The 24797-nt window shown below is 50.4% G+C and carries 31 protein-coding genes; 13 read left to right on the top strand and 18 right to left on the bottom strand.

Annotated features, from left to right (window positions below; translation table 11 throughout):
- From AK95_RS08190 to AK95_RS08160, 7 genes are all read left to right on the top strand, one after another.
- On the top strand, positions 1-747 hold the full coding sequence (locus AK95_RS08190) for an ABC transporter permease (RefSeq protein WP_071219478.1): 747 nt from the start codon (positions 1-3) through the stop codon (positions 745-747).
- A 21-nt stretch (positions 748-768) separates the two neighbouring features.
- Positions 769-2001 carry a sensor histidine kinase gene (locus AK95_RS08185; protein ID WP_071219571.1) on the top strand — a complete coding sequence of 411 codons (1233 nt, stop codon included), beginning with the start codon at positions 769-771 and terminating at the stop codon, positions 1999-2001.
- Positions 1934-2545 carry a response regulator transcription factor gene (locus AK95_RS08180; RefSeq protein WP_071219477.1) on the top strand — a complete coding sequence of 204 codons (612 nt, stop codon included), beginning with the start codon at positions 1934-1936 and terminating at the stop codon, positions 2543-2545. The genes AK95_RS08185 and AK95_RS08180 overlap by 68 nt, the downstream gene beginning before the upstream one ends.
- A gap of 172 nt (positions 2546-2717) precedes the next feature.
- A complete protein-coding gene (locus AK95_RS08175) occupies positions 2718-3086 on the top strand; it encodes a GntR family transcriptional regulator (RefSeq protein ID WP_071219476.1) in 369 nt (122 codons plus the stop codon).
- Positions 3087-3091: 5 nt separating this feature from the next.
- Complete coding sequence (locus tag AK95_RS08170) at positions 3092-3970, top strand: ATP-binding cassette domain-containing protein (protein ID WP_071219475.1); 879 nt, start codon at positions 3092-3094, stop codon at positions 3968-3970.
- Positions 3963-4652, top strand: a complete 690-nt coding sequence (locus AK95_RS08165) for a hypothetical protein (RefSeq protein ID WP_083397567.1) — start codon at positions 3963-3965, stop codon at positions 4650-4652. The genes AK95_RS08170 and AK95_RS08165 overlap by 8 nt, the downstream gene beginning before the upstream one ends.
- Positions 4653-4711: 59 nt before the next feature.
- Entirely contained in the window at positions 4712-5164 is a 453-nt protein-coding gene (locus AK95_RS08160; protein WP_071219474.1) for a hypothetical protein, read from the top strand.
- 85 nt (positions 5165-5249) lie between these two features.
- On the opposite strand, the gene AK95_RS08155 is transcribed toward AK95_RS08160, so the two are convergent.
- From AK95_RS08155 to AK95_RS08100, 13 genes are all read right to left on the bottom strand, one after another.
- A complete protein-coding gene (locus AK95_RS08155) occupies positions 5250-6263 on the bottom strand; it encodes a serine hydrolase domain-containing protein (protein ID WP_071219473.1) in 1014 nt (337 codons plus the stop codon).
- A 162-nt stretch (positions 6264-6425) separates the two neighbouring features.
- A complete protein-coding gene (locus AK95_RS08150) occupies positions 6426-6620 on the bottom strand; it encodes a hypothetical protein (RefSeq protein ID WP_071219472.1) in 195 nt (64 codons plus the stop codon).
- 202 nt (positions 6621-6822) lie between these two features.
- Positions 6823-7632 carry a DUF368 domain-containing protein gene (locus AK95_RS08145; protein ID WP_071219569.1) on the bottom strand — a complete coding sequence of 270 codons (810 nt, stop codon included), beginning with the start codon at positions 7630-7632 and terminating at the stop codon, positions 6823-6825.
- 63 nt (positions 7633-7695) lie between these two features.
- The gene (locus AK95_RS34470) at positions 7696-7872 is read right to left on the bottom strand and encodes a hypothetical protein (protein WP_164762893.1); all 177 of its coding nucleotides are present in this window, start codon (positions 7870-7872) and stop codon (positions 7696-7698) included.
- 102 nt (positions 7873-7974) lie between these two features.
- Complete coding sequence (locus tag AK95_RS08140; protein ID WP_071219471.1) at positions 7975-8724, bottom strand: DUF3891 family protein; 750 nt, start codon at positions 8722-8724, stop codon at positions 7975-7977.
- A gap of 26 nt (positions 8725-8750) precedes the next feature.
- On the bottom strand, positions 8751-8954 hold the full coding sequence (locus tag AK95_RS08135) for a DUF4177 domain-containing protein (protein ID WP_006207549.1): 204 nt from the start codon (positions 8952-8954) through the stop codon (positions 8751-8753).
- Positions 8955-9020: 66 nt separating this feature from the next.
- Entirely contained in the window at positions 9021-9482 is a 462-nt protein-coding gene (locus AK95_RS08130; protein ID WP_071219470.1) for an NUDIX domain-containing protein, read from the bottom strand.
- A 186-nt stretch (positions 9483-9668) separates the two neighbouring features.
- Positions 9669-9998 carry a hypothetical protein gene (locus AK95_RS08125; RefSeq protein ID WP_074961818.1) on the bottom strand — a complete coding sequence of 110 codons (330 nt, stop codon included), beginning with the start codon at positions 9996-9998 and terminating at the stop codon, positions 9669-9671.
- Positions 9999-10046: 48 nt separating this feature from the next.
- The gene (locus tag AK95_RS08120; protein WP_235613054.1) at positions 10047-10664 is read right to left on the bottom strand and encodes a hypothetical protein; all 618 of its coding nucleotides are present in this window, start codon (positions 10662-10664) and stop codon (positions 10047-10049) included.
- Positions 10665-10768: 104 nt separating this feature from the next.
- On the bottom strand, positions 10769-11875 hold the full coding sequence (locus AK95_RS08115) for a VanZ family protein (protein WP_071219468.1): 1107 nt from the start codon (positions 11873-11875) through the stop codon (positions 10769-10771).
- 275 nt (positions 11876-12150) lie between these two features.
- Positions 12151-12807, bottom strand: a complete 657-nt coding sequence (locus AK95_RS08110) for an HAD family hydrolase (protein WP_071219467.1) — start codon at positions 12805-12807, stop codon at positions 12151-12153.
- Between the two features lie 89 nt (positions 12808-12896).
- Complete coding sequence (locus tag AK95_RS08105) at positions 12897-13589, bottom strand: response regulator (RefSeq protein WP_071219466.1); 693 nt, start codon at positions 13587-13589, stop codon at positions 12897-12899.
- Positions 13567-15177 (bottom strand): ATP-binding protein, encoded by a 1611-nt coding sequence (locus AK95_RS08100; RefSeq protein WP_071219465.1) that lies wholly within the window; start codon positions 15175-15177, stop codon positions 13567-13569. Before AK95_RS08100 ends, AK95_RS08105 begins: the two co-directional genes overlap by 23 nt.
- Before the next feature lie 255 nt (positions 15178-15432).
- Here AK95_RS08100 and AK95_RS08095 point away from each other — a divergent pair, with 255 nt between their 5' ends.
- The 4 genes from AK95_RS08095 to AK95_RS08080 all read left to right on the top strand — a co-directional run bounded on the left by AK95_RS08095 (position 15433) and on the right by AK95_RS08080 (position 19964).
- Complete coding sequence (locus tag AK95_RS08095) at positions 15433-16440, top strand: Bug family tripartite tricarboxylate transporter substrate binding protein (RefSeq protein ID WP_071219464.1); 1008 nt, start codon at positions 15433-15435, stop codon at positions 16438-16440.
- Positions 16441-16508: 68 nt separating this feature from the next.
- Positions 16509-16964, top strand: a complete 456-nt coding sequence (locus AK95_RS08090) for a tripartite tricarboxylate transporter TctB family protein (RefSeq protein WP_071219463.1) — start codon at positions 16509-16511, stop codon at positions 16962-16964.
- An 18-nt stretch (positions 16965-16982) separates the two neighbouring features.
- Positions 16983-18509, top strand: a complete 1527-nt coding sequence (locus AK95_RS08085; protein WP_071219462.1) for a tripartite tricarboxylate transporter permease — start codon at positions 16983-16985, stop codon at positions 18507-18509.
- Between the two features lie 33 nt (positions 18510-18542).
- Entirely contained in the window at positions 18543-19964 is a 1422-nt protein-coding gene (locus AK95_RS08080) for an NAD-dependent malic enzyme (protein WP_071219461.1), read from the top strand.
- A gap of 237 nt (positions 19965-20201) precedes the next feature.
- On the opposite strand, the gene AK95_RS08075 is transcribed toward AK95_RS08080, so the two are convergent.
- The 5 genes from AK95_RS08075 to AK95_RS08055 form a co-directional block, all read right to left on the bottom strand.
- Positions 20202-20753 carry a GNAT family N-acetyltransferase gene (locus AK95_RS08075; RefSeq protein WP_083397566.1) on the bottom strand — a complete coding sequence of 184 codons (552 nt, stop codon included), beginning with the start codon at positions 20751-20753 and terminating at the stop codon, positions 20202-20204.
- Positions 20754-20798: 45 nt separating this feature from the next.
- Positions 20799-21299, bottom strand: a complete 501-nt coding sequence (locus tag AK95_RS08070) for a GNAT family N-acetyltransferase (protein ID WP_235613053.1) — start codon at positions 21297-21299, stop codon at positions 20799-20801.
- Positions 21300-21311: 12 nt separating this feature from the next.
- The gene (locus AK95_RS08065) at positions 21312-22088 is read right to left on the bottom strand and encodes an aminoglycoside 3'-phosphotransferase (RefSeq protein ID WP_071219460.1); all 777 of its coding nucleotides are present in this window, start codon (positions 22086-22088) and stop codon (positions 21312-21314) included.
- Between the two features lie 167 nt (positions 22089-22255).
- Complete coding sequence (locus AK95_RS08060) at positions 22256-22594, bottom strand: DUF2642 domain-containing protein (RefSeq protein WP_071219459.1); 339 nt, start codon at positions 22592-22594, stop codon at positions 22256-22258.
- A gap of 121 nt (positions 22595-22715) precedes the next feature.
- Entirely contained in the window at positions 22716-23534 is an 819-nt protein-coding gene (locus AK95_RS08055; RefSeq protein WP_071219458.1) for a methyltransferase domain-containing protein, read from the bottom strand.
- Positions 23535-23721: 187 nt separating this feature from the next.
- Between AK95_RS08055 and AK95_RS08050 the strand changes: the two genes are divergently transcribed.
- On the top strand, positions 23722-24174 hold the full coding sequence (locus tag AK95_RS08050; RefSeq protein WP_071219457.1) for a GNAT family N-acetyltransferase: 453 nt from the start codon (positions 23722-23724) through the stop codon (positions 24172-24174).
- A gap of 84 nt (positions 24175-24258) precedes the next feature.
- Entirely contained in the window at positions 24259-24741 is a 483-nt protein-coding gene (locus AK95_RS08045) for a spore coat protein (protein ID WP_071219456.1), read from the top strand.
- The last annotated feature ends 56 nt before the right edge of the window (positions 24742-24797 follow it).

Here is a 24797-nt window from a genome sequence, read left to right as displayed (position 1 = left end):
ATGACAACCTGGAAACTGATCACCTTGCAGTGCAAAATGGAATTACTCCGGATGGTACGCAATCCGTATTATATTTTCTGGTCTTTGGCCATGCCAATTCTGTTCTATTTCATCTTTACGCGGGTCGTGAATACGGGGGCCGACGATACCGGACAATGGCAGGCCCACTATCTCATGTCGATGGCGTCCTTCAGTGTCATGGGCACCGCCATCATGTCGCTCGGCATTCGCCTCGTACAAGAGAGAGTCCAGGGCTGGGCTGTATATATGCGGGTAACGCCGCTTCCTGGCAGCGTGTATTTCTTTGGCAAAATGTTTGTGCAGACGGTTATGCATCTGCTCTGCATCCTCGTCATTTTTGTAGCCGGCTACCTGATTAACGGAGTCTCTCTCACTTACGGACAATGGCTGCTCAGCGGACTGTGGATCCTGATCGCATCCGTCCCGTTTCTTGCCATCGGTACCTTGATTGGATCCATGAAACGGGTCGACACGGCAAGTGGCGTCAGCAACGGCATCTACTTAGGGCTGGCCGTTACGGGCGGGATGTGGTTCCCGATCGAAGCGATGCCTTCCATCATGCAAGCCATCGGCAAGTGGATGCCCTCCTATCATTTTGGCGGAGGTGCCTGGTCAATCGTTCGCGGAGAAGCGCCGGGATTGGATAATTTCATGGTTTTAGCAGGATATTTGGCAGTATTTATGTTACTATCCACCTATATTCGGAAAAAACAACAAGCCGATTAAGGGGATAGGATGGATGGCTTCATGAAAAAATTGAAAGACGCGAAATCCGCAGGGTTTGAGGTTTTTCCAACGCAATTGGGGTTTTTCCCCTATCTGTGGCTCATTTATATATCTCTGCCCGTAATCAACATGATGAGCGAAGAAGGTTGGAAGATGGGGATTGGATATACGCTGATTGCCTTGTTTCTCCTCACGTACCGCCAGCTTTACTTCGCTGCTGGCACGCCTCGTTTTTTCTGGTGGCTCGGCATTCAGATGTCCATCATTTTCATTCTCTGCATGTGGTACCACCCCACCTATATGTATATGGGGTTTTTCACTGCCAATTTCATCGGCTGGTATACCGACCGGCGCAAATTCACGATATCCCTTGTGCTGTTTGCCATCATAGAGGTTGTTCCCTTAATCAAAAACGCAAGCATGCTGGGATGGAAGGATCTGGTCTTTATGATTCCTTTCTTTCTCATCATGCTGTTCTCACCCTTCGGCATCCGCTCTCTAAACCGGCGACAGCAGCTGGAGAAGGAGCTCGCTCAGGCTAACGAGCAGATCCGCAATCTGATTAAAGGCGAAGAGCGGATGCGTATCGCCAGAGATCTTCACGATACCTTAGGTCATACCCTGTCTCTCATCACCTTGAAGAGCCAGCTTGTGGAGAAGCTGGCGGTAAAGGATCCCGAGAAAGCCCAAATGGAGGCCCGGGAGATTCAGAACACCTCGCGGGCCGCGCTCCGCCAAGTGCGCGAGCTGGTATCCGACATGCGGACCGCCACCTTGCCCGAGGAACTGGTCGAGGCCCAGATCATTCTGGAGAGCGCCGATATCCAGTTCAGCTGTGCCGGCAATCCGAAGCTGGAGGGAATTTCCGACCTGGCCCACAATATTCTGAGCCTCTGCTTGCGGGAAGCCGTAACCAATGTGGTGAAGCACAGTCAGGCGAGCCAGTGCCGGATTGCCATCGAGTCGATGGGCAATGAGTGGCGGCTAGAGGTGGCCGATGATGGCGTTGGTCTTCATAGCAAGGAAGAAGATCCATCAGCTTCATCCAACAGTAATGGCCTGAAAGGCATGGCTGAGCGGCTGTCCCTTATCGGGGGCACCGTTGAGGCCAGCTCCGAGCAACAAGGCACGATATTAGTAATTCGTGTTCCGATCATCATCAAGAACCGGAAGGAGGACACTTCCCATGAGCATCAAAGTGCTGATCGCCGAGGACCAGAGAATGCTGCGCGGCGCTCTGGCTTCCTTGCTTGATTTTGAAGACGATATTGATGTGATTGGTCAAGCCGGCGACGGCGATGAAGCGCTGTCCCTGATTGCCTTGCATCAACCTGATGTATGCCTGCTCGATATCGAAATGCCTGCGCGCAGCGGTCTCGAAGTGGCGGAGGAAGTAAAGCTGCGCGGTTATCCCAGCCGGGTCATCATCCTGACCACTTTCGCTAGGCCTGGTTATTTCGAGCGGGCCGTGCAGGCGGGCGTTCAGGGATACCTGCTTAAGGATGAGCCCAGTGAACGGCTGGCAGAAGCCATCCGCCGAGTCATGGATGGACGGCGGGAGGTCTCCCCTGAGCTCGTATTCGGTACGCTGTCAGGTGCGGGTGCCAATCCGCTGACCGAACGCGAACGGGAAGTGCTGCGATTGGCTGCCGACGGCAACAGTTCTAATGAAATTGCGTCGAAGCTCCACTTATCCTACGGGACTGTCCGCAACTATATGTCCGAGATCTTAAGCAAACTGAGTGCCAAGAACCGGATCGAGGCCATCTCGATGGCAGAGGAGAAGGGCTGGATATAGGCCCCTCACGGCTTGCTCACACACCTCCCCCGTCTCTTCAAGACGGGGGCTTTTTGTACTTCACATCGAAAACAGGCCTACGTTGGCCTGTTTTTTTATTTTTTTGGTTGACACTTCTTTCCACTTGGCATTATAGTATGTTACAAGACTAACATACCGACAGGGTGATATCATGAATTCCAGGTTTGACGAAGGACAGCCGATTTTTCAGCAAATCGCAGATATGATTGAGGATGACATATTGAACGGGACATACCAAGCGGATGATCAGATTATCTCGATGTCGCAGTTCGCGAGTACTTTTCAGGTCAATCCCGCTACAGCTGTAAAAGGCATTGCCCTGCTTGTCAATGAAGGGATCTTGTACAAGAAAAGGGGGCTCGGCATGTTTGTTGCAGCAGATGCCAAACAGATCATATTGACCAAGCGGCAGGACCGGTTTTACAACGAACTCGTATTGAAGCTGCTTGATGAAGCGGAAAAGCTTGAATTGACCACCGACGACGTTATAGAAATGATCAAACAGAGAGATAGGAGATGAGCACGATGAACGCAATACTTACCTGTTCCAACCTGAGCAAGAGTTACGGGCGTACGGAAGCGGTCCGAAATCTGGAGCTCCAGCTGGAAGAGAATACGATCTATGGCCTGCTGGGACGCAATGGCGCCGGAAAGACCACGCTGCTTAATATGATGACCGGGGGATCTTTTCCCGACTATGGCAGCATCCAGGTCTCGGGTGTCAAGCTTAAGCATGGGGAAACCCCGAAAGGGATCTGTTACGTAAGAGAGAAGAATTTGTTCTTCGGCGGTGCCAAGGTGATTGAAGTGCTGCGCTTGGCATCGGCCTTTCACGAGAACTGGGACTGGGATTATGCCCAGAGCCTGCTGAAGACATTCAAGCTGAACCCGGACAAAAAAATCCGCCAGCTGTCACGGGGAATGGAGTCTTTGATCGGAAACATTATCGGTCTGGCCAGCCGGGCCCCGATTACCGTATTTGATGAACCGGTGCTGGGATTGGATGTGCTCATGCGAGAGAGATTTTATCGCGTTCTGGTTGAGGATTATGCCAATCATCCACGGACCATCCTGCTCTCGACCCATCTTATTGATGAGATCGCAACCGTTGTTGAGAAAGTTTACATCATGGATTCCGGCGCTATGTTATTGCATGACGATGTTGACCATATCCGTGCCAATTCTCATCTGTTGACCGGGAACCAGGAGCAAGTCGAACTGTTTACGAAGGATCGCCACGTGATCTATAAAGAATCTTATGGTAAAGGTTCCTTAACCGCGATATATGGAGCTATCCATGAGGCAGACCGTGCACAAGCCAACAAACTTGGTATCGTTATTGACGGTTTACCGCTGCAAAAGTTTTTCTCCTATTTGATCGAAGGAGGCCAATCCATTGAATAAAACCACTGCGCTCATGAGGGCTTCATTTCTTCAGCTTCGACCTTATCTCCTGGTGATGCTGGGCACTGTTGCGATAAGTATGATTACAAATGTAATCGTAAGCCTGTCTCTTGGAGACAGTACGGAGAATACGCAGGTGTCTGCGGCCAATCTCCTCATCGTGTTCCTTATATTTGTAGGCAGCGTGCTCCCGGCAGGCTTGTTCCGGCGGGTAATGAATTTAGGAGCTACACGAAAAGAATATTATATTGGCATGCTTCTGGTTTACTCCATATGGTCCGCCATCTTTGCTGTCCTCAATATCGTCTGGTTTCAGGTGGAGATCAGCTTTATACGACAATATGAGAATACCTTCAACATCCTTGAAATCTTTGGGTGGACTCAATTTGGAATCGTTGGCATGTTCTTCTATCAATTCGGCGCTTACCTGCTTCTTATTTCATTACTGAATCTGTTGTTTTCCGGTCTGCGTCAAGTCATGGGCTGGGTGATCTGGGTGGTATTTATTGCGGCAATCCCGATCTTTACTTCCATTCCTTCACTCCGGCATACGCTGGCTGATGGCTTGCTGGCCCTTCTCTTCAACGATTCGCTGCTACAAGGGCTTGGGCTCACGCTGATTATCTCCCTCGTTCTGCTTGCAGGAGGCTGGTGGTTCACGGCCAGACGCACCATCGTTTAAACCTGTTTCTCCTAACAACGTGTTATTGTATCACTCTAGCACGAAAGGAATGATGAATCTTGAAAAAGGATGCTATCCCCTCTGAGGTGTTCCAGTCCTTTCTGTTATGGATCATTGCCATCGGTGCAGGGGTATTCGAGATGACTCTGGCTGTCATCGATTCGATATCCAGCCAAACGGATGCTGGAATTGTCGGTATTCTCACTCAAGTCGCAGCACGAACCATGATGTTCGCAGTCCTTGTCTACATCATGGTCAGAATGCTTCGGGGTAAGAATTGGGCGCGTATCACACTCGCTTTGTTTTTAGGCGGGTTTGGCATTCTCTCCCTTATCATTGACCCCATCCAATGGCTCATAAATGGCGGCTCCCTTTGGGACGCATTTGCTAATGCAGATAATATTTCCATCCTGTTTGCTTCCAGCCGTATCCTTCATATAATCGCCGTTGTTGCAGCCTTGATGTTTATGTTCCGACCCGCGGCGAATCGGTACTTCAAAGCTGAATCGTAAGTCTCAGCACCCGCTTGATCTTGGAATCAACAAAGCAACAGCCCCTGACCTATTCAAGGCCCGGGGCTGTTTCATATAGATCAGATCACTTCAACCATTCTTCCTCGATGAACTGCATCATTTCAAAAGCGCCACCAGCGGCATTGGAAGCCACTACAAGGGTATGACCGGTGGCCGGATAATAAGCAGACCGAAAATTCACCCCCGGATCATAGCCCATGACGTGATATTTAAACACATTCTCATTTTTCTTGGTAATCCACACGCCAAGTCCATAATGCAGATCACTGCCAGGGACTTGTATATGTGAAGCCAGCAGCTTCTCGGTCAGGGGTGCGGTGAGCATCGTGTTGTTCATCAGCGATCTCCATAACTTGATCATGTCCGGTGCCGTCACATAGGCCCCGCCATCGGCATAACCTTGAATCGGAATGGCATACTGGTTCGTTCTCCACGTGCCGTCCTCCTCATCAATATACCCGTAAGCCGTATTCGCGGGCAGACGATCTAGCGGAAAATATCCCGAATGCTGCATGCCGCACGGCTCCAATACAAACTGCTGGACATAGTCGCGAAACGGCATTCCGGCGTGCTGTTCAACGATCAGGCCAAGCACCACAAATCCTGCGTTGTTGTAATGAAATCTTTCACCGGGCTGAAATTTCATACGCTCATCCTGGAACAGAGGAAGGAAATCCCTTCCGTTACGGAGTGTATACATGGCAATTGTCTTCCACAGATCCTCAAAGTCGTCCATAACCTCTTCATCAAAGTAATCCGGGATACCCGAGCTGTGACTCAACAAATGAAAAACGGTAATCTCCGGGCTAAAATTAGGCAGCGGAATATCCAGACAATCGCTTAGCTTGCTGTCCAGCGACAGCTTGCCCTGTTCGATAAGCTGACAAACCGCAATCGCGGTGAACAGCTTACAGCCTGAGGCAATGCCAAACCGGGTGTCTGCTTGATTCGGGATCTGATCGGCCCGGTTTGAATAACCGAAGGCACCGTTCCATACGATGTTGTCATTTTCGTCGGTTACGAGCACAGCACCCGAAAAACGAATGCTGGCAGCAAATTCTTCTATTATATGTATCATCGCGAACCCCATCCTTTTTCTAGTTAGGGGTATTTTACCATGCATCCTGAATGAGAGTCTCGGTACAAGATCAATATAATGAAATAAACCCCCTCATCACTTGATGAACGCTTCAATCACAGTCTTCGAGTGGGGGATTTATACAAATGATTCGCTTCGATCCTAATATCTCCACATCATCAGCAGGATCACCGGGACTGCAAAAATAAGCAACCCGGCACCAATCATCGAAGCGACCTGCAGCATGAATGTGTGCTTGGTTGGACCGGACGTCTGCAGCATTCCGCATTGAGCGCATCTGTTAGAGGCAGGGTATACCTCGCCGCCGCAGCTGACACAATTCCCATTATTCCTCATGAATAACGCTCCTTTACTTGGAAAGACAACATCGACATCTAAACATCGCTACTATTTGTGAATATTATCACATAAATGCGATGACAAGTAAAGGCATAAATGATTCATATTCCACCTCAACCCTTCGCTCCGCCATAGTCAAGTTACTCCGTGTCAACCTAAAAACAGGAAGCACGCGGCTCCCTGTTTTACATTTTCAAGCTTATTCTTTTCTACCCATGAATACCGCTACGATAAGCCCCAGCAGCAAGGTGCCTACACTGGTAGCCATCATCCCCGTTCCGGATGGAATACCCGGAAATACGATAACAATAGATCCTAATATCAATCCAATAATCACGGCATATGTCATATATGGGAAACGGTCAAGCAGGTACCGAATCAACCGGCTGCTAACTACAAAGCCAACCACCACTCCCGCACCAATAACAGCTATAATTCCTATATTTAATGAGGAAAGAGCTGAAATGGCAGTAGAATATACGCCTAGAAGGAGAAGTACAAATGACCCGCTAATGCCAGGCAGCAGCATCGCCATGCTGGCTAACCAGCCGGATAAGAACAGTCCGATCCCGTTGGACCAGGTCAGGACCGTTATCGGATCGGATGTGGCATCCGTTCTGAGAAAGGCCGTCGAAGCCAATAAACCGGCTGCTGCAATCAACACAACCACATGCACGGCATTGAATTTGGTTCTTGCCTCCGCTTTACGTAGAATAAGAGGCAACACCCCTAAAATCAATCCGGTAAAGAAAAACTGGGTGGGCTCATAATAGCTTGCCAGCAGGTATTCAATCAAGCGACTCAGCAGCAATAGAGCTGCTCCAATTCCAACGCCAAGCGGAATCAAAAAGCCCAGCTGCTTCTTCCATTCCCTGCTGAAAAATCCGCTGATAGCCGCCAACAAACGATCATAGATACCGAGCACGACAGCAATGGTGCCGCCGCTTATACCTGGTATCAGGTCACTGACTCCCATCAGCACACCCCGATAAAGGTTCTTCCATTCTATCAAAATCATAATCCTCCTGCCTTACAAAGTGAATCTTATCGTGATAGCCCTGCGAAGGAGGTTTTACTTGTTCTTGGCATGCAAAACCAAGTTTCCTACTCCACCAATCGCAAACAACAGTGAAACGACTCCAAATCCCCACTGCCAAGAGCTTCGATCCGTAATGAAAACAACCACCAAGAACGCTATCGCAGCCAAAAAATTAAGCAGCGCAACGATCAAAAATTCCTTTTTCTTCATTATTCATCCTCTACATTCCTACAGAATCAAATCGTCCAGTCTATAACCCACTGTGGTGATCATATCATATTTTTGCCGATGAAGGATGACCGTTATATAAACTTACGGTACAAAAGTAACCGTCTGCTCCGTCCACGCTGCTCCATCAAATGCCTTGGCCACTCCCTGCTGATCAATCTTCGCCTTCAGTACATATTTCCACTTCACTGAAGCCGACCATGCCTGTTCGAATAGAAATGGACGCAGTCGAATCTCATGCTCGCTTGCCCAGGACGCCATAACCTTTTCCCCATCGATTGACATATCGAAGCCCTCTTTGAACCAAGGATGCTCCTGATCCTTGGGAACACCGGGTGCATTCATGTTTACATAGAGCGAGATATCATCGCACAGCTGCAGCAGGCCAAACTGCCTGTTAACCACATCTTCATCGGGAAATGAAAACTGTTCACGCAGTCTTTTTTGCCGTTCCGTCTCCGAACGGTAGAATTCTACCAGCGGGGCTTCCGCCGCATTTTTCATAAACGACGCAAAATGAAGGCTGCAGAGATACCCTGCATAAGGACTCATCGCTTCGATCTCATCAACACCCTTGGTATACATTAGCATTTTCGGCCGGACCGGATAATCGATAAAAGTATACGGAGTCCGGCTCTCGTCATTCCAAATCGGCGTGTCATCCATCCGAAACCAAGCGCGGTCATGCTCGGTAATAGCCAGCAGTACTTCTTCCAATACAGACTCATCCATAAACAGCTCTCGCCGGAAGCCCCGGGCAACATCGCCCGAGAATCGGCCATGGTCGTCCTGGGTGGTCATCACAAAAGCATCCTCTGTCTCGCGAATGATCATCAGATCGTCTCCCCTCTATTCATTCTCTACCCCAGATATGCCCTTCGCTTCATCACGGCAATGATGTCTCTGGACTGGCCTTGATGCACGCTCGTATCAAAGCACGAGATCAATTCCCAGCCGTCAATACCGTAGCTGTTCAATAAATCCTCGAATTCCTCCTCATTCACCTTGCCTCCGAGAAATCCTCCGGTTTTGTATTTCAGCGTTTTGTATTCCCATTGATCCATACGCGGCATCCTCCATCATCTCATTTGAATTTAGATCACAAACTTGAACATTTTCTGTAGATAAAATCAGTTCGTATCGCCAACATAGCAAACCACGGGGCGCGCAGCCTTATCCTGAAGCGGCTTAACCAGGGAGCGAGGGTATACCCGAATGTCATCCAATGCGGACAGATCGATCCATTCCACACCCACCTGGTATTCATCCGGGTTATGGCCAAGAAAGGTATCCCCTGCATCCGCCAAGTTGCACTCAAAATAAAACTCCACTTGGTGCACATCGGAATCCCATTCCGCAAACTCGTGGTTGGACCCTATGTATTCACGGACATGCAGCAGATCGCGAACTTCCACCTTACGCCCGATTTCCTCCTGACACTCTCTGAGCACCGCCTGCACCAAGGTTTCCCCTTTCTCTTGTCCGCCGCCAGGGAACAGATAGAAATCCCCCAAATGATCTACGTTTTTCGTTAGAAGAATTTGATGATTCCGCATAATGACGGCCTTGGCCGAGTTTCGTATCGGTTTCATGAGCTGTCTCCTTTGTATCGGTTTCTAGTTCTGTATTCTATTGTAGCAAATATAAATCCTCCATGAGTCAGCCTGCAATTCGTACAAATACATGAATGTAATAAGCCGGTGTCCTATGAGCATGCTCAAAGAATACCGGCTGTGTTATAAACACATCACGAATAAATGCCTAACTCCCGAAGCCATCTAGCGCCTATATGAGCCACTCGCCCGCTTCTTGCGAACAACGGCCGCCACCCACACAACGATCAGAAGGATGAACCCTACCACAATCCAATCCTTAATGATCTCCCACGGAACACGGGCCCCGCCAGACTCACCATCATAACGAGCCATGACATAGCCTTCCAGCGTCTCAACCGCGATCACGGATTCCGGAGTAATTCCTTGGATGGCATAGTATTTTGTTCCCTTTGGGTAAATATTAGAGAAGTTGCCGCCGTAGGTCCCTTCCCGATCCGTATGGTAGGTGACCGGTAATTTCATATACCATTCCGTACGATGGAAATTTACCATGGTCCACCTCGGATATCAGAGTCATGTACCTTCATACGTAACGGGAGGCTATTTTATCTGCTTGCTCCTGCCATCGACGATCAACTCGATGCCTGGCTCGTTTATTCCGCCTGAAACACCGTATGAAGCATCGATTTGCTCTGTCGAACCCTCAAAGGTTTCTTCGACCTGCACCACCCCTCGAGGCCGAACCGTAACTGCCTTAGGCTCGAAATTAACCATCTTCCCTCCAATATTAACGCTTAGCGGTCGTACCATAACCTGCTGCTCAGTGCCATAACTGTAAATATGAATCTGGCAGTGTGCCCGAATAGCATCATTCTCTGAGCGATAATCACACTTGCTGTCTTTTCTGGAGTAGGACACGGTGGATATTCCGCTCAAATTATAATTCACCACATACATAACAAACTCTGATATAAATGGAAAAATAACGATCCATGCAACACAGCCGATCATCACCCGGCTCATGATCTTCGGATAACGGGGGCGATATCTGCGGACCACCCACAGGATACCGACCATCAACAAAACTAGACCGGTAATTACAGGAAGATGAAAGCCATAATTGCCTTGCTTAGTCCATGGCGAGATCCCTGCCCAGCGAAACAGATCATCCCCGAACGAATAGCCCAGATGCTGATTGGAAATAAACAGCAACCCCACAATGATTGCGGAAATGGAGAGGATTTTACCCTTCAGTTATATCTCCTCCTCGGCGAACCCATTTTCCACATTATAACAAATAAGAGACCCTGTGGTAACCTTAATTAAACCGTCTTGGTTAATGGTTTATTCTCTACAATATCCAGCCTCGTTCCGCTCTTGGCTTCATGCAGCAGCTTCCGGTCACGATGGATGAGACATAACAGCACATGGATACACACAACGCCATCCAGAAGCAATACCCCTAGTGCATACATGGCAGCCAGGACTTGTGAACCCAAGACATTAACGGTAATAAGCAGGGCATGAAGTCCACCCCATACCACATATAACAGACCGTTACGGGTAATCACTTCCTTCAACTTCAGGTGTTCCTCTGCACCTCGAATCTGGACCCGGACAATCCACTTGCCCAGCGTCTGTCCCTGCATCATATAAGGCAGCACGATATGATATAAAATGACGACAATAAAATACGCACCCCTCACGTTCAGTACGGTCAACACGCCGATGATCGGCAGCACGACCCCTGCATCAATGCCAAAAGCGATCGCCCGGCGCGTATAACTGACCCGTTTCTGCGACAGATCCACCGTCTCGTCCAGTCGATCAAGGCGTGGCAGGTGATTTTTCATCCAATCCGCGAGCACGAATCCCATCATCCCACCCATGGTATTCAACAGCAGATCATCCACATCAAACAACCGGTAGGGGTGATCATAGATGCCGTAAATGCCGGTCACCTGGGTCACCTCGAAGAACAGCGATAGTCCGAATGAGGCCACCAAGCACGTAAGCCAGGATGCCCGAGCGTAATAACGCAGGAACATACCGAACGGAACCACGAGAAATACGTTAAACACGACCTGCAAGAAGGCTCTTTCCTTCAACAAATGCAGGTAAGTCGAGGGCACGCCCCATACCACCTTGGTCTCCTTCAATATATCCTGTATAAAATTCAGCGGAATCCACTGCATGACCGAGGCTACATTCATCGGGGGATTGTGCCGCGAGGCAGGCAAAGGAAGGAGCACCAGATACACCGCGTTCATCATGTAGAGCAGAAATAGATACAGCAGAAATCCCCGGAATTTATTAAAATAACCATATTTGCGATACTGCACAATCAGAAAGGGAACTGCGCACAGCAAAGCCGCTATGGGAAAGGTTAAAAATGCATAAGATATAGGAAACAGATAGGCTTCCAGCATGCTCTTCGTTCACTCCCTCTGTGATGTTCTACTTATAAGTTACAGGATCAAGTTTAAATGACGGGGATTCCTATGTTTAAAATGCGTTTAAAAAAACGCACACCCGCGTCATAATCGGCCCTGCTGTTAACCCGGGGGTTTCCGGTTATACCCCAAAACCGAATAACCCACACCAACAGTGTGGGCAGGATCACCATATGCAAGACGCATTTGATAACATGGTTATCCCGATTAGGCTCATATCATAATAACGAGGAGGCATAGGGAATGGTTCTTCAATTTTGCAAATAATTCATAATCTCAAGCAAATCGGTAATCTCCCCATCCTTGGCGAAGTCCGGATCATAGTAGGGATCCCGCTTCCAGATGCCCTTCATGCCAATACGCCGGCTTGCGGTTACGTCGTTGTCCGGATGGTCGCCGACATAGATCGATTCTTCAGCCTTTGATTTAAGACGGCTTAATGTATTGGCAAAAATCCTTGGATCGGGCTTGCGTAAGCCCTCCCACTCCGAAATCGCAATAATATCAAAATAAGGCTCGATGCCGAGTCCCTTGATATTGTTATATTGAAATTCGCCGTAACCATTGGAGATCAGTCCGAGTTTTATTCCCTTACCTTTCAAGCTGTCCAACGCTGCATACAGATTGGGGAAACCGACGCAATGTTGATGAAACTCGGATATGTAATCGGTCAGGAGGGTATCCCATGGCAGAGGAAGAGCAAACTCCTCGATTAACTGACGATACACTTGGTCCTTCCATACATATCCTCTGCGATCCAGCTCAACAAACCGTCTCACATACACCTCTCTGTCCACTGCCGCATCATGGAGCAATAAACGATCATACTGGTCTTGTACGAAGCGAATCAGTGATGTATCGCGGTCAAGCAGGGTCCCGTCCAGATCAAAAACAACGGTAGTAATCATAGCGTCCGTCCTTTCTCTGAGAATACAGGTAATAGCTTAAGCGATAACCCTGCAAGCTTAGGAGAGTTACCGCACCATCATCCTGTTATTTAATCCTCCGCTTTCCGGTATACCCGTTCCGGCCTGCCTACCGTGCCATAGGAAATATCCGCCACGAGGACGCCCTTCTCCACGAAGTACTCCAGATATCTTCTTGCTGTCGTTCGGCTGAAGCCTCCACGCTTGCCCAATTCCTCCGCGGTCCACACGTCCCCGGACTCCTCGATGTAGGACAGGATTTTCTCGCTCGTCAGTTTATCGATGCCTTTTGGAAAATACACTTCCCTGTCCATCCGTTCACCGGCACGCCATAACAGCTGGTCGATGCCCTGTTGATCGATCTGCTTGTTCGCGCCGCCGAGCTGCTTCATCTGCTCGTAATATTTCCGATAGGCTTTCAGCTTCTCCTGGAAACGGTCGAAGACCACCGGCTTGATCATAAAATCGTACACACCGCCGCGAATCGCCTCCCGCACCGTATCGAATTCCTTGGCTGCCGTTATAATAATAACATCGGTATTCGGATATCCCCGTTGAATGTGCTGCAGCAGATCCAATCCCGACATATCGGGAAAATACAAATCCAGCAGCACCAGATCAGGTGCCAGAATATCCAGCTGCTCATGCGCCTGGGCCCGATCCGTTGCAATGCCTATCACCTCGAAGCCCTCCACCTTCTCAACAAACCGTTGATTAATGCTGGCAATACGCACATCATCCTCAATGATTGCTACCCGAATCATGAACATCTCCCCTTGTTTTTGGTATCTTGACCGTGAACACGGCCCCGCCTTCTGGTACGTTGCGGAAAGCAATGGTACCCTGCAGTTGCTGTATGGTCCCGTTGACGATTGATAGGCCAAAACCTCGATTGCGCTCCCCCTTGGTGGAGTAACCCAGCTCAAACAGTCGATCCGTTCCAGCCTCGGCAATACCGGTCCCGCTGTCGGATACTTCGATCATTAATTCATTGGCCTGATCGTGTAACTCTATCCTTACCCATCTATTGTCCGATTTGGATCCCATTGCTGCCTCCATGGCGTTGTCGATCAAATTACCGATAATAGTGACGAGCTGGTTTCGGCTAATATGACCGGGAATGTCTTTAAAGGAACTGCTCCGGTCGATCTCAACTTTCACCTTCAACTCGCTTCCGCGATTAAACTTTCCAATAAGAATGCCGCCGATGATGGGATCGGGAATCTCCTGCAGCAGGAATTGAATCAGGTTCTGGTGCACATCGGTCTCATGCGTAATCAGATCCATCGCCTCCTGGTACGATTCCAGCTGAATCAGGCCGTATATCGTATACAGCTTGTTGGAATATTCGTGCGTCTGCGCGCGCAGCGCTTCCGTATATCTCTTCACCTGCGTGAGCTCTTCGGTCAAGTGAAGCAGCTCGGACTTGTTTCGAAAGCTGGAGACCGCCCCTACAATCCGATGCTCATGATCATAGATAGGCAGCCGGTTCACCACAACCGCATGATCGTTAATGACCATCTCTTGGTCTTTCTCTGCTACCCCGGTTTGCATCACCTCCAGCAGCCTGGTGCCCGGGATAACGTCCTGAATATACTGCCCGGCGATCACCCTGCGCTCCTCCGGATCGATCAGCATCATGGCTGTATGGTTGGCCAAGGTTACGATGCCCTCCCGATTGACAGCGATAATGCCTTCATGAATCGTTTCCAGAATCGCCCGTTTCTCTTGATATAATAAGCCGATTTCCTTGGGCTCCAGTCCGTGAATGGATCGCTTGACGCTGGACGATATCCATATAGCGCCGCAACATCCCAGGATTAATGCAAGTCCTGCAAAGAACAGGACACGATTGCGATACGATTGTGCCGATATCTCGATATCTTTCATTAAAATGCCGACCGATACGATACCGATGATTTCATTCTTATCATTGTAGATCGGCGTCTTCCCCCGAAGCGAGGGTCCCATGGAGCCAATCGCCTTCGATATGATGCTCATGCCCTGCAGTACCGGGCCGTTGTCGCCACCGACCATCTCTTTGCCAATCCGATCGGCGAGCGGATGCGCATAACGGATCCCTTCTCGGTTACCGATGACGATATACTCCGCGTCCGTCTCCAGCCGAATTTCCTCGACCACAGGCTGAATGATGGCAGACGGGTTCTCTTCCTCGAACGCGTCCTGAATGACGTCCATCTCCGCCACGGCCTTCGCCAGCTTTAATGCCGAAGCGCCAATGCTCTTCTCCAGCGTTGTGACGAGCAGCCGCTCAAAACTGAAGGTCAAGGCGACAATAACAGAAAACAAAAGGGTGCCTATAAGCAGAATCAATCTCGTCTGTAAACGCATTCATATTCCTCCATAAGGATTATCGCCATAAACGCGGCTCTGATTTCCCTATTGTATTCTAGATCACACCTGTAACAATAGTCTCTGACAAAAATCGGCCGTGAATTTTATGAACAAAATTAGCGAAATGAAGCTTTTTCAACTTATGTCGCAATTCTATTCAAGCTAGATTCACGATGGTAGTATAGAGGAATCATAAAGTAAGCGCTTACAGTAATTACGAGCATTGGTTATCCATAAAGGAGGAACTCATTCATGCTAAAACGAACCGGCTTCACAATCATAGCTTCTGCACTTGTCCTGGCGATGAGCTTGACAGCCTGCAGTACTTCCGGAAGCAGCACCGGCGATTATCCGAAAAAACCATTTATCGTGACCGCGCCTTCAGGCGCCGGCGGTGGATGGGACAAAACGGCCCGTTCCCTCACCAAAGTATTAACGGAAACGAAGCTCATCGAACAGACCATGACGGTTGAGAATAAACCCGGCGGCGGCGGGACCGTATTTCTCGCGGAATACGTGGCAAAAGACAACGAAGATCCCTACAAGCTGTTCGTGAGTTCTCCGCCCATTCTCATTAACAATCTGAAAAAAGAAGGGAACAGTCCATTTGGCTACAAAGACGTGACACCTCTCGCCCAAATGACCAAAGACTTTGGAGCGATTGCCGTACCGGCAAACTCCAAATTTACCGATCTGCAATCGCTGATCGACGCGATCAAAGCCGATCCCACTTCAGTCACGCTAGCTGGTGGCTCCGCTCCGGGCTCGATGGACCACTTGATCAGCGTTCTGCCTGCATTCAAATCCGGCGTGGATCCAAGAACCGTTAAGTACTTATCTTATGATGGCGGCGGCGAAGCCATCGCGGCCCTCCTCGGCAACAATGCCGATGCGATCGGCACGGATATCTCTTCGCTCGGCAGTTACTTGAAAGCCGGCAAGATCAAAATCCTGGCCGTTACTTCAAGTGAACGCCTGGGCGGAGACTTCGCGGATGTACCGACCCTGAAGGAGCTCGGTCTGGATGCCGAATTTACGATCTGGCGCGGCGTATTCGGTCCGAAGGGACTGACGGAAGAACAGCTGGCCTTCTGGGATAAAACGCTGAAGGACCTCTCCGAGAACGAAGCATGGCAGAAAGAGCTGGTTGCCAACGACTGGGCAAGCGAATACCGAAACGCTGCTGACTTCAAGGCATTCCTTGAAGAACAGGAGCGAGACGTGCAGGAGCTGCTCACAGCGTTGGGTATGCAGAAGTAAGCCTTGGAGTTGAGGGAGCGGTGCGCTCCCCTCCCCTCTCCCGTTTCATCCTTGAGGAGGTGTCCACCTTGAACAGAACGTTTGACCGCTACGCCAGCATCGTATTTCTGCTCCTTGGCATCGGCTTTATGTGGCAGAGCGCCAAGATCAGCTCATCCGCGTACGGAAGCACCGTTGGCCCTAACATATTCCCGTTCGGCCTCGGGCTGGCGCTTGTGCTGCTGAGCATTCGTTTGTTTTATGAAGCCCTGAAAGCCAAGCCGGCGGAGAACCGTACAGAGAAACTGGACTACAAACGGTTCTTCATGATTTTTGCGGCAGCCTTTCTTTATGCCTATTTCCTGGAATTCATCGGATATATCATCGGTACCTTCCTGTTCCTCCTGTTTGCGTTTCAGACGCTGGAACGAGGCAAGTGGCTGAAATCCATTCTAATCTCCGCGCTGTTCTCCGGCGGCGTGTACGTCATCTTTGTTGTTTTGCTGGAAGGCTCCATGCCGGGCTTCCCGTCTTGGCTATCATGAGCATGGGAGGAATCTACAATGAATGTTCTGGATTATCTGGCGGACGGCTTTATGACCGCCTTGCAGTGGCATAACCTGCTCTTTGCCTTTTTAGGCGTGCTGATCGGCACTTCGGTCGGGGTGCTTCCCGGCATCGGTCCGATGAGCGGCGTCGCGCTTTTGATCCCCGTCACCGCCTCCATGACTAGCGGCTTGCCGGCGGAAGCGGCAGCAACCAGTTCAATCATTCTGCTGGCAGGCGTTTATTATGGAGCCATGTATGGCGGATCTACTACTTCGATTCTGCTGAACACGCCCGGGGAGTCCTCTTCTGTTGTTACGACGCTGGACGGCTACCAGATGGCGAAGCAAGGCAGGGCAGGCCCCGCCTTGTCCATCGCTGCGATCGGCTCGTTCGCAGCCGGGCTCTTCGCGCTTGTGGCGTTGATCGCGCTGGCGGAGCCTTTATCCAATGTAGCGATTAAATTCGGCCCAGCTGATTATTTCTCGCTCATGCTGCTGGGACTCTGTGCAGTAAGCGGGCTTGCAGGCAAATCGATCACCAAGGCGCTCATCATGACCGTATTCGGTCTGTTGCTCGCGACCATCGGCATGGATACCGTATCCGGCGTCGCCCGATTCACCTTCGATATTCCCATCCTGTATTCCGGACTGGAATTTCTAACGATTGCCGTCGGTTTGTTTGCCCTTGGCGAAGTGTTTAAATCCATCCTGGAGAGGGACTACGCAGCGGGTCCAACTTCCAAGATCGGCCGCATCCTGCCGACACGCCAAGACATGAAGGATAGCGCGGGACCGATTGCCCGCGGCTCGATCCTCGGCTTCTTTATCGGCATCCTGCCGGGTGCCGGCGCAACGCTTGCTTCCTTCTTCAGTTATATCGTTGAGAAAAAGGTTAGCAAGCATCCCGAATCCTTCGGCAAAGGCAATATCGCTGGCGTTGCTGCACCCGAGTCGGCCAACAATGCGGCATCCGGAGGCGCTATGATCCCTCTGCTGACACTGGGAATTCCGGGTTCCGGAACAACTGCCATCCTGATGGGGGCACTCATCATGTACAACATCCAGCCAGGCCCGCTGCTGTTCGAAGAGCACCCTCAAGTTGCATGGGGACTGATCGCCAGCATGCTCATCGGTAACCTGCTGCTGCTTGTACTGAATATGCCGCTGGTTAAAGTATTTGCCAAGGTCATCCAGACCCCGGCCAAATACCTCATACCCATCATCATTGCCATCTCCATCTTCGGCGTTTACGCCGTTCAAGCACAGATCTTTGACCTGGTCCTGCTGCTCATCTGCGGCATTGCCGGCTTCCTGCTGGCCCGCAATGATTTTCCGCTTGCACCGCTCGTGCTCGGACTCGTGCTGGGTCCTATGATCGAGAACAATATGCGCCGGGCGCTGACCACATCCAACGGCGACTTTATGATCTTCCTGCAGAAGCCGATGTCGCTGGCATTCCTCATCATCGCCTTGCTCTGGATTATCGTTCCGATTCTACTCAAGCGAAGAGGCAAGGAAGTTATCGTGAACGAAGAAGGCTAACCCATCATACGTATATAAGCCAAGGAGGCAGTCATGAATACCAGCAAACTAGGCGGCAAAAGTGTCATCGCAAGAATCGAAATGCATACGGAAGAAGCAAGCTTTGGCCAAGTAACGGCCGCCATCTTCGAGGCGGGAGGCGATATCGTGGCCATTGACGTCATTCAGACGAGTAAGCATACGACGATTCGCGACGTCACCATTACGGTGATCGACACCATCGACATCGACATTATTGCCGAGCGCATTCGCAGTATGTCCGGCGTTCAGCTGCTGCATCTATCTGACCGCACCTTCCTGCTTCATCTTGGAGGAAAGATTGAAACCAAGCTGAAAGCGCCGATCCAGAACCGCGACGACCTCTCCCGCGTGTATACGCCGGATGTTGCTCGCGTATGCATGGCGATCCACGAAGAACCGCGTAAAGCCTTTACGCTCACCGTCAAGCGCAACACCGTAGCCGTCATCTCCGACGGCAGCGCCGTCCTGGGACTTGGCAATATTGGCCCCTATGCGGCCATGCCGGTGATGGAGGGCAAGTCGATGCTCTTCAAGCAGCTGGCGGATGTGGACTCCTTCCCAATCTGTCTGGATACACAGGATACCGAAGGGATCATTACGGCGATCAAAGCGATCGCTCCCGCGTTTGGCGGTATCAATCTGGAGGATATCTCCTCGCCGCGATGCTTTGAGATTGAGCAGCGTCTGCGCGAGGAATTGGACATCCCGGTGTTCCATGACGACCAGCATGGAACCGCCGTCGTCCTGTATGCAGCCTTGATCAATGCGCTGAAGGTCGTCGGTAAATCCGTAGAGAATCTGAAGGTTGTTGTCTGCGGCATTGGCGCCGCCGGCGTTGCCTGCAGCAAAATACTTATATCGGCGGGCGTGAAGAACATCATCGGCGTCGATCGCCTCGGCGCGCTGACCTCCGATCAGACGTATGACCATCCAATGTGGCAATGGTACGCCAGCAACACCAACCCCGAACGGCGTTCCGGTTCACTTCAAGACGTCATCCAGGGCGCCGACGTATTCATCGGCTTGTCTGCCGGTGGAATCCTGAAGAGAAAGGATGTTCAAGCGATGGCAGAGCGTCCGATCGTCTTCGCGATGGCCAATCCGATCCCGGAGATTCTGCCGGAGGAGGCAGAGGATATCGCGGGCGTCATTGCAACAGGCCGCTCGGATTACCCGAACCAGATTAACAACGTGTTATGTTTTCCCGGTATTTTTCGCGGCGCCCTGGACTGCCGAGCCTCTGCCATCAACGAGGAGATGAAACTCGCCGCGGCCGAAGCGATCGCATCGGCGGTCACGGACAAGGAACGGAGCCGGCATTACATCATCCCGAGCGTATTCAACCAGCAAGTCGTCAGCGGTATCCGGGACCTTGTCATCCAGGCAGCCATCCGAACCGGGGTCGCGCGCCGTATTCCAAGGGAATACCGCTAACGGTTACGATTCCATGAAACGGGGAGGATTCATCAAGCACCAGCTGCAGCTGAAAGAGGATTGATCCCTAAGATCAGAGCAACCCAGCTTGACCATAATGATATGAGTATTTAAAGAAAAAGAGCAAAAGAGTACGGTTTCCTCTAGGCCCCGTACTCTTTTGCTTCCTACCTACACTGAAAACGCAGCACGTATAATCTTAGCCGCTCCGGCCCATCCCTTCAATGCCCAATCGATTTACTTTCGCTCTGCCCGATACTCCATAATCCAGCAGTCCCGCAGTTCACCTTCATGCTGTTCATGCTTCTCCAGCAGTCTGACCTTCCGGAAGCCGCACTTTTCGTAACAAGCAATCGCCCGTTCATTCCATGCCTGCGGGTCCATTACGATCCGATCAGCCTGCCTCTGAAACACGAGATACTCCACCATGGAAGTCATGAGCTTCGTACCGATGCCTCGATTCCAATAATCCGGCTCCCCGATGAATTGATCCGTGGCGAAGGTTCTGCAGTCTGCATCACTCTCGTTATATCCATACTCGCCTAACGTCTCTTCATCCAGAAGATAAAACTGAATATATCCGATCGGTTTCCCCTCATATTTAATGATGCAGCGAGTCTCATCATCATCCACGTAAAAATGCTCCCGCACCCGCTCCACGTCGTGAGGATTGTCCCGTCCCTCATAATACTGCAGCACATCCGGATTGGACAGCCAAGAAGCTAAGGATATTTCATCCTTCTCCTCCAGCTCGCGAACCGTAATCGGTCCAGCCTCGTACACCAGCATCGCGATCCCCCCATCTTCCCTTATTAGATCCCCAATTCTCATTCTTCAGATTACATCCGCAAGCATCGTAATAGAGGTTCCGCTCATGCCCACCTCCTGGAATCCGAACCGCTCATATAATTTCATAGCGGCCGTATTCTCCGGAGCGACGCTTAACGATACCTTTTGAATTCCCTGCTCCTTCATTCCTCTGAACAATTCCTTCATCAGGGCCGTTCCGAGCCCTTGCCCGCGGGATTCCGGCAGCAGCGCCATGCCCAGTTCCGGAATGTCATCGCTCACGTAACCGAATCCCTTGTTCCCTTCATCAAAATAACGGATCGTAATCGAGCCTGTCGGCTTTCCTGTGGCATTCACGGCAATATAGCCTAAATCGCCCTCTCTCCCCCAGTTCTCCACATATTTTTTCATAAACGGTTCCTCGAGGATATCCCTGCTAAAAGGCTCCTCTCCCTCGGGCACATACAGAGACTCATACAGCATTTCCCGTAGAAAGGATTCATCCTCCCGTCCAGCGACTCGAATATGATATGAATTCATGTGCATCTCCCTTTCCTCCTAGATACGATCCGTCAATACAGTCCATAACGCCAATCTCTCCGGATCGTAATCGTTCCGGCCGTAGTGGTCGAGAAAAATATCCTTGTAGTCATCGTTCCCCAGATTATATCGCAGCGTCCATATTCCCCAATAGAGGTCGTAGTGAAGGTCCCCGATCCCGCCATAACCCAGATCGATAAAACCTTCAAGCTGGAAATCCCTCATTATCAGATTCGGCAGACAATAATCGCCGTGGAGCAGCACATCATGATGTGCTGCTCCCTGCAGCTTCTCAAGGCTTAATAGAGCCTGTTCTCTTCCACCCGGAAACCCTTCGATATCTTCCGTTTTGTTCATGAAACTTTCCTGATATTCCTGGAGAAGTTCAGCCGTTCGATTCGGAAAGGGACAATCCGCAGCCGATACAGAATGGAGATAACGCAAACTCTCCCCGAACACGGCAGCCAGCCTCTTCGGATCATCAAGGTGTCCCCCGGACACCCCATCTTCACCCTGCAGAGCGACGGTCAGCAGGTAATCGTTCTCGCCATGCTGTTCATAAGCCAGCACCTTGGGAGCCAGGCCCTTTCCGTGCAGATATTCCGACATCATCCCTTCTCTCTTAAGTTCACTCCGTTTCGCTATCTTCAAAAACATCGGTTGGTTCGCTCCCTCGATGTACAGGGTTTTGGCCTGTTCCGATGAGCTGCTGTCATAGACGGCAGCGGTCTGGATATATGGCTGCAAGCTGGCAGGCAACGTCTTGATGTCGAATGGAATACGTACTTTTTTCATCGTTCCTCCACACCGACCCCAAATCGGTCGGCCTCAGTTCAATAGAATAAAGACGTCCCCATCGGAACGCCTTCGGATCTGTACTGTATAAATTGGCGCTTTGCCGGCCTAATCCTTCCCTTCCAGCCGGTAATTTTCCGTTTAAACTATTTTTGCTCCCCTGTTTATCAGAACGGAACTCCCTCGAAGTACACCACCTCGGCCAGACGAATGTGCAGCGCTTTATGATCCCCGACCGTCAATTGAAGATGGTCCACCGCAACGCCGGATAAGATCCCATCAACTTTCCCTGCGGTAGTCATAATGACCACCTTGGCTCCTTTATGCCGGAGCAGATGTTCAATAAATGCCGGTTCAACCAGCGCTGCGTAGTGGGCTGGCTGCGGTATTGCCGGGGTACGCGGCGCGTAATTCGGCGGTATAGGTTGGGGCGGGGGATAGGCATAGTAACCCGGTGCATAACCCGCAGGCGGGGCTGGATAACCAAAATGGTTATGGTTGTTCATGAAAGACCTCCCATGCCAATATTATTCCTACACCCTTATGTATGTCCGAGATGGGGCCGCTATGTTAACAATCCTCATATTTATGTGTAAAAGCAAGAAAACCGCCCAACCTCCCTTCCATTTACACCTTCTGTGCAATCAACTTACTCATCGCATGCCGGTGCGGGATACCCGATGAGTTACAATCAAAAATCACCTCCGGGCAGCTGTGAATCAACCAATCGTGATAATGCATCATAAGCTCCCCGGATTTCCAGTCGTAAGCGTACGGTTCATCCTCGGGAGGAGGCGCAATGAAGGGCTTTTGTACGAACACATTAAGGCAATGAAGCCCCTCTGCCGACGTGAATTTTTTATAATTAGCAAAGATCTCTTCACGATACTCGGGTCTGATATAATGCAGAACGCCGCTGGAATACAGCACGTCAAACTCCGAATCCAAACGGTAATCCGAAATATCCGCCTTAAATACGTTCACGTGAACCCCAATATGATCGGCTAATTTCTTCGTTTTCTCAATCCCCGCATCCGAAATGTCGAATGCTGTGACATCATAGCCGTTACGCGCAAAAAACACGGCATCCTTCCCTTCCCCGCACCCGATATCCAGCAGCTTCACCCTTCTTGTGGGAGGAATCATTTCAAGCACCTGATAACAGGCCGCATTCGGCTCCGTGCCCCAATAGTACTCCGGTGTTTTGTACTCCTCTTCATATATGCTGATTGGCTTGCCCGTCGCAGAATAACCAAACAACTTATCGATGCTGACATCAAGCAGCTGTGACAGCTCCGGAAGCAGCGCCGTATCAGGCATGGTCTGTCCCGTTTCCCACTTGGACACCGCCTGGAACGTAACGCCCAGCTTATGGGCCAACCCCTCCTGGGTGAGCCTCCGTTCTTTGCGGTATCGATGAATATTTTTGGCTAACATGTCTCTCATATGTATCACGCTCCTATATAACCACATTGTAGGGGCGCTGCGTAAGGCATACAATAACCTGGTTATTGAATCCCGAGAGAATTCAACCGCCAGTTGAAATCATCCAAATCCAGGAAATCGATGGCCAGGCATGTTACAATAAACCTGTTTTTATAATCACTATAGATGATAATGAGGGAGAAAACTCGTGAACATTAGAAAGCTGAATACTCATGAAAAACCCCCAATGGACCTGCTGCTGCTTGCAGATCCATCGATAAGGCTCGTTGAGGACTATGTAAAGCGCGGTCATTGTTATGTCGCTGAGGAGGACACGCATCCCATCGGGGTCTACGTCCTGCTCCCTACAAGGCCTGATACGATCGAACTCGTTAACGTTGCCATAAGCGAGAATCTGCACGGCCAGGGATATGGCAAACAGCTTGTGAATCATGCCATCGGGCAGGCCCGAGAGCTTGGATATGCAACCATTGAAGTCGGAACAGGGAGTACGGGCGTGGCGCAGCTGGCGCTGTATCAGAAATGCGGGTTTCGGATGACAGGCATCGACCGGGACTTTTTTGTCCGTCATTATGATGAAGAAATCTACGAAAATGGCATGCGGCTGCGCGATATGGTGCGGTTGTCGCTAGATTTGTAAGTTTTGTGGCTGGGCAGTTGCACCATTCCTCCATCCGATGAATAGGCTATCGCATATTGATTATGGAGGAGAATCTACTTGAGCATGAGTCAAAATCCGAGGCATCTCGCTTGGCATGAAACGTTGGAGATTCATGAATTAACCGCCTTTCAGGCAAATAACCTGATGGGGTTCAAGATGTCATTACATGATATCAAGGACCCGGAGCTCCATGGGCTGTATACAGAAGCGATAAATGGAGTAGAACAAAACCTGAGGGAGCTCCTGCCTTATTTTTCACAAGCGCCCACAGGAACCCGCAGTCTTTCCGGTGCCGATTTGACGGCGTATTACGCAGGCCATCTGCTGGGTTTCGCCAAAACCTCTGTCCGCAGCTACGCCATTGCCATTACCGAAGCCGCAACGCCAAGCGTAAGAGAAACCCTGCAGAAACAATTGAACAAAGCCATTGAACTGCACGGCAAGGTCTTCTATTTCATGTATGCGCGCGGTCTGTATCCTTCCTACAATTTGAAGCAGCTGCTGGAGAATGACGTGAAGAATGCCAACAAGGCATTAAGCCTGTAACATCAGCAAAAAAAGCCCCGGGCTACACAAGACAGGTTAGGTACGAGATGTTAGTC

It is taken from the genome of Paenibacillus sp. LC231 (assembly GCF_001860525.1).
Taxonomy (GTDB): Bacteria; Bacillota; Bacilli; order Paenibacillales; family Paenibacillaceae; genus Paenibacillus_AQ.
The sequence above is the reverse complement of the archived record's forward strand: the minus strand, read 5'-3'. Positions and strand labels throughout refer to the sequence as shown.

Excerpts from the sequence above, each read along its gene's own strand:
- AK95_RS08175 (WP_071219476.1), top strand. The coding sequence starts at position 2,718 with ATGAATTCCAGGTTTGACGAAGGACAGCCGATTTTTCAGCAAATCGCA.
- AK95_RS08150 (WP_071219472.1), bottom strand. The coding sequence starts at position 6,620 with ATGAGGAATAATGGGAATTGTGTCAGCTGCGGCGGCGAGGTATACCCT.
- AK95_RS08180 (WP_071219477.1), top strand. The coding sequence starts at position 1,934 with ATGAGCATCAAAGTGCTGATCGCCGAGGACCAGAGAATGCTGCGCGGC.
- AK95_RS08155 (WP_071219473.1), bottom strand. The coding sequence starts at position 6,263 with ATGATACATATAATAGAAGAATTTGCTGCCAGCATTCGTTTTTCGGGT.
- AK95_RS08080 (WP_071219461.1), top strand. The coding sequence starts at position 18,543 with ATGAATACCAGCAAACTAGGCGGCAAAAGTGTCATCGCAAGAATCGAA.
- AK95_RS08085 (WP_071219462.1), top strand. The coding sequence starts at position 16,983 with ATGAATGTTCTGGATTATCTGGCGGACGGCTTTATGACCGCCTTGCAG.
- AK95_RS08070 (WP_235613053.1), bottom strand. The coding sequence starts at position 21,299 with ATGCACATGAATTCATATCATATTCGAGTCGCTGGACGGGAGGATGAA.
- AK95_RS08065 (WP_071219460.1), bottom strand. The coding sequence starts at position 22,088 with ATGAAAAAAGTACGTATTCCATTCGACATCAAGACGTTGCCTGCCAGC.
- AK95_RS08130 (WP_071219470.1), bottom strand. The coding sequence starts at position 9,482 with ATGAAACCGATACGAAACTCGGCCAAGGCCGTCATTATGCGGAATCAT.
- AK95_RS08140 (WP_071219471.1), bottom strand. The coding sequence starts at position 8,724 with ATGATCATTCGCGAGACAGAGGATGCTTTTGTGATGACCACCCAGGAC.
- AK95_RS08100 (WP_071219465.1), bottom strand. The coding sequence starts at position 15,177 with ATGCGTTTACAGACGAGATTGATTCTGCTTATAGGCACCCTTTTGTTT.
- AK95_RS08115 (WP_071219468.1), bottom strand. The coding sequence starts at position 11,875 with ATGCTGGAAGCCTATCTGTTTCCTATATCTTATGCATTTTTAACCTTT.
- AK95_RS08075 (WP_083397566.1), bottom strand. The coding sequence starts at position 20,753 with ATGCTGGTGTACGAGGCTGGACCGATTACGGTTCGCGAGCTGGAGGAG.
- AK95_RS08105 (WP_071219466.1), bottom strand. The coding sequence starts at position 13,589 with ATGATTCGGGTAGCAATCATTGAGGATGATGTGCGTATTGCCAGCATT.
- AK95_RS08135 (WP_006207549.1), bottom strand. The coding sequence starts at position 8,954 with ATGGATCAATGGGAATACAAAACGCTGAAATACAAAACCGGAGGATTT.
- AK95_RS08170 (WP_071219475.1), top strand. The coding sequence starts at position 3,092 with ATGAACGCAATACTTACCTGTTCCAACCTGAGCAAGAGTTACGGGCGT.
- AK95_RS34470 (WP_164762893.1), bottom strand. The coding sequence starts at position 7,872 with ATGAAGAAAAAGGAATTTTTGATCGTTGCGCTGCTTAATTTTTTGGCT.
- AK95_RS08185 (WP_071219571.1), top strand. The coding sequence starts at position 769 with ATGAAAAAATTGAAAGACGCGAAATCCGCAGGGTTTGAGGTTTTTCCA.
- AK95_RS08045 (WP_071219456.1), top strand. The coding sequence starts at position 24,259 with ATGAGTCAAAATCCGAGGCATCTCGCTTGGCATGAAACGTTGGAGATT.
- AK95_RS08190 (WP_071219478.1), top strand. The coding sequence starts at position 1 with ATGACAACCTGGAAACTGATCACCTTGCAGTGCAAAATGGAATTACTC.
- AK95_RS08110 (WP_071219467.1), bottom strand. The coding sequence starts at position 12,807 with ATGATTACTACCGTTGTTTTTGATCTGGACGGGACCCTGCTTGACCGC.
- AK95_RS08125 (WP_074961818.1), bottom strand. The coding sequence starts at position 9,998 with ATGGTAAATTTCCATCGTACGGAATGGTATATGAAATTACCGGTCACC.
- AK95_RS08095 (WP_071219464.1), top strand. The coding sequence starts at position 15,433 with ATGCTAAAACGAACCGGCTTCACAATCATAGCTTCTGCACTTGTCCTG.
- AK95_RS08060 (WP_071219459.1), bottom strand. The coding sequence starts at position 22,594 with ATGAACAACCATAACCATTTTGGTTATCCAGCCCCGCCTGCGGGTTAT.
- AK95_RS08055 (WP_071219458.1), bottom strand. The coding sequence starts at position 23,534 with ATGAGAGACATGTTAGCCAAAAATATTCATCGATACCGCAAAGAACGG.